Origin of the sequence: Mesorhizobium sp. M7A.F.Ca.US.014.04.1.1 (genome assembly GCF_003998745.1) — a bacterium.
In the GTDB taxonomy this organism is placed as follows: domain Bacteria; phylum Pseudomonadota; class Alphaproteobacteria; order Rhizobiales; family Rhizobiaceae; genus Mesorhizobium; species Mesorhizobium ciceri.
Genome location: NZ_RZRW01000643.1, coordinates 1 through 3,025 on the forward strand (window position 1 = coordinate 1; position 3,025 = coordinate 3,025).

General features: G+C 63.2%; 3 protein-coding genes and 1 pseudogene. 1 reads left to right on the forward strand and 3 read right to left on the reverse strand.

Annotated features, from left to right (window positions below; genetic code table 11):
* Nucleotides 1-515: pseudogene (locus EOA22_RS29155) on the forward strand (ribonuclease E/G); the annotation flags it as partial.
* Between the two features lie 172 nt (nucleotides 516-687).
* Here EOA22_RS29155 and EOA22_RS29160 read toward each other — a convergent pair.
* The 3 genes from EOA22_RS29160 to EOA22_RS38255 all read right to left on the reverse strand — a co-directional run.
* Nucleotides 688-1,635, reverse strand: coding sequence for a glutaminase (locus tag EOA22_RS29160; protein WP_013531363.1), 948 nt, complete (start codon nucleotides 1,633-1,635; stop codon nucleotides 688-690).
* Between the two features lie 4 nt (nucleotides 1,636-1,639).
* Complete coding sequence (locus EOA22_RS29165; RefSeq protein ID WP_063168093.1) at nucleotides 1,640-2,788, reverse strand: aminotransferase class I/II-fold pyridoxal phosphate-dependent enzyme; 1,149 nt, start codon at nucleotides 2,786-2,788, stop codon at nucleotides 1,640-1,642.
* The coding region (locus EOA22_RS38255) for a hypothetical protein (protein ID WP_206521350.1) at nucleotides 2,789-3,025 on the reverse strand (237 nt) is incomplete at its 5' end. It lies immediately after the preceding gene.

The window sequence follows — 3,025 nt, forward strand, 5'->3', positions numbered from 1 at the left end:
TTCACCGTCTTCGCGGCGGCAAGCGCAACCGCCGCGAAGACGGTGAAGGCGAGGCTGAGGCAAGTGCTGGCGAAGCAGCCGACGCGTCCGAAGGCGAAGTCTCGGCAACCGAGGTGATCGCCAGCGAGCCGGTGGTTACCGCAGCGGCCGAAGAGCCGGTGGTGCTTGCTCCGGCCAATGACGACGCGCCGAGCATGGAGAAGCCGAAGAAGCCACGCCGTGCCGCCAAGCCGAAGAAGGCCGCAGCCGAAATCGTCGCCGAAGAGCCGGCTGCCGAGGCGGAAGCACCGGTCGAGACGCCGGCCACGGCGTCCGACGAAGCAGCGGCTGTCGAGAAGGCACCGAAGGCCCGCCCGTCGCGGCGCAAGCCGGCGGCGGTGAATGCGCCGGTCGAGCCGGTGGTGTCTTCGACTGTAGCGGAAGAACCCGCGGCCAAGGCCGAGGACAAGACCGACGACAAGACCGACGACAAGCCGAAACGCGGCGGATGGTGGCAGCGGAAGGGCTTTTTCTAAGCCTTTCAGCCACCTGAGCTAGTTTGTTGACAAAAAATCCCGCGCCGTCTCGAAGACGGTGCGGGATTTTCTTATCTGGCGCTATTCCGGATCGCGAAAGGCTAAAACGCTTCCTTGATTTTTATGCATGTCGTTGTCCCAAAACCGCTCCGCACCTTTTGGGCGACATGCATCACGGCGCGAAGATCGACCAGTTCATCATCCTGGCCAGCTTTTCCAGCGCGATCGACCCCAGCTTGGAGTTGCCGTTGGCATTGAGGCCGGGCGACCAGACGGCAAGCGACGCCACGCCCGGCACGATGCCCAATATGCCGCCGCCGACGCCGCTCTTGCCGGGGATGCCGACGCGGAAGGCGAAATCGCCGGAGCCATCATAGTGACCGCAGGTCAGCATCATCGCGCCGATGCGGCGTGCCCGTTCGGCCGACACCACGGAATGCCCGGTCGCCGGGTTCTTGCCGCCATTGGCGAGAAAGCGGCCGGCGAGCGCCAGTTGCCGGCAACTCATTGCGATGGCGCAATGGTGGAAGTAGACGCCCAGCGCCAGCTCCGGCGCGTGGTGGAGATTGCCGAAGGATTTCATGTAGTTGGCAAGCGCGAAGTTGCGATAGCCGGTGGCCCGTTCGGACGCCGCGACCTCACGATCGATGATGATCGTTTCGTCGTCGGCGAGGAACTGGATGAAGCGCAGGATTTCGCCGATCGCCTCGCGCGGCTGGTGGCCGGCAAGCAGGATGTCGGAAATGACAATGGCGCCGGCATTGATGAACGGGTTGCGCGGAATGCCGTTCTCATGCTCGAGCTGCACGATCGAGTTGAATGGATTGCCTGACGGTTCGCGGCCTACCCGCTGCCAAAGCGCGTCACCGACATTGCCGAGCGCCAGTGTCAGCGTGAACACTTTCGAGATGCTCTGGATGGAAAATGCCTGGTCGGCATCGCCGGCCATCAGCACGCGGCCGTCATTGGTGACCGCCGCGATGCCGAACTTCTTCGGATCGACCTTGCCCAGCTGCGGAATGTAGGAAGCGACGTCGCCGCGATCGGTGCGCTCGGCCATTTCGGCGGCGACTTCGGCCAATGCCCGATCAAGTTTGGGGGCCTGTTCAAGTTCCGGCATGGTGCTACCTCAACCAGCGTTCGATGCGCACCATTGCCTCGACCATGTCGTCGTGGCTGCCGGCGTAGGAGAAACGCATGGTCCGGTGCCCAGCCTGAGTGTCGAAGTCGCGGCCGGGCGTTGCTGCAACATGCGCCTCGGCCAGCATCTTTCGCGCGAAGGCCATGCTGTCATTGGTATGCCTGGTGACGTCACAGAACGCATAAAAGGCGCCGTCCATGGGCGCCGCCAGCGGAAAGCCGAGTTCCGGCAGGCGTTTCATCAAGAGCTCGCGATTCCAGGCGTAGCGGCCTTTTACCGCCTCCAGTTCCTCGGTCGCCCTGAACGCTTCGATCGCGGCAATCTGCGATAGCTCCGGCGGCGAGATGTAGAGGCTCTGGGCGACGCGCTCGACCGGCCGCACCAGTTCCTGCGGCAGCACCATCCAGCCGATTCGCCAGCCGGTCATGCAGTAATATTTGGAGAAGGAATTGATCACCGTCACATCGCCGCCATAGGCAAGTGCCGTGGTGTCGGGGGCGGCATAGGCCAGCCGGTGATAGATTTCGTCGGAGATGACGGCGATGCCGAGGTCCTGTGCCGTCCTTACCAGAGCCGCCAGTTCATCGGCTGGTATGACCGCGCCGGTTGGATTGGCGGGACTGGCGAAGAGAACGCCTTTCAGCGGCTTTTCACGATGCGCGGCTTCCAAATGGCCGGCATGCAGGTAGGCGGCGTCGCCGAGCTCGATCTCGACCACCTCTATGCCGAGTGCGGCCATGATGTTGCGGTAGGCAGGGTAACCGGGTGCCGCGATGGCGACGCGGTCACCCCGATCGAACATCGCCAGGAAGGCAAGATTGAAGGCGGCCGGCGATCCGGTGGTCACCGCGATCCGGCCGGGCTCGATATCAAGCCCATAGTGATCGGCGTAGTGTCCGGCTATCGCCTTGCGCAAACCTGCCAGTCCGAGCGCGTCGGTGTAGCCGATGCGCCCATCCTGCAGCGCCTTGGCTGCTGCGGCGCGAACCAGAACCGGTGCGGGATCGGAGGGTTGGCCGACGGCCATCGAAACAACCGGCACGCCCTGGGACTTCAGCCGGTTTGCCTCTGCCAGAATGTCCATCGCATGGAAGGGCTCGACATTGCCGCGGCGTGAGAGCGAAACGACCATTTAACCAGTATTCCCGATGACTGACGGCGCCAGGCACTGGCGCATGTGCCGCACAAATGCCCGATTGATGTGAGGATCACAAGTTGAGGAAGTTTCCGGCGCCGACTTTTCATCTTTCGCCCGCTCGTCTACCAGTGGACACATCATGTTGAGCCGACCCAGATCGACGATTGCCCAGGCAGCGCGCGTCTTCGCGACGCTTTCGCTTGGCGTTGCCGTTGCAATGTCGAGCTCGGT

Bases quoted from the DNA above. Each gene is read 5' to 3' on its own strand.
- EOA22_RS29160 (WP_013531363.1), bottom strand. From the start codon at position 1,635: ATGCCGGAACTTGAACAGGCCCCCAAACTTGATCGGGCATTGGCCGAA.
- EOA22_RS29165 (WP_063168093.1), bottom strand. From the start codon at position 2,788: ATGGTCGTTTCGCTCTCACGCCGCGGCAATGTCGAGCCCTTCCATGCG.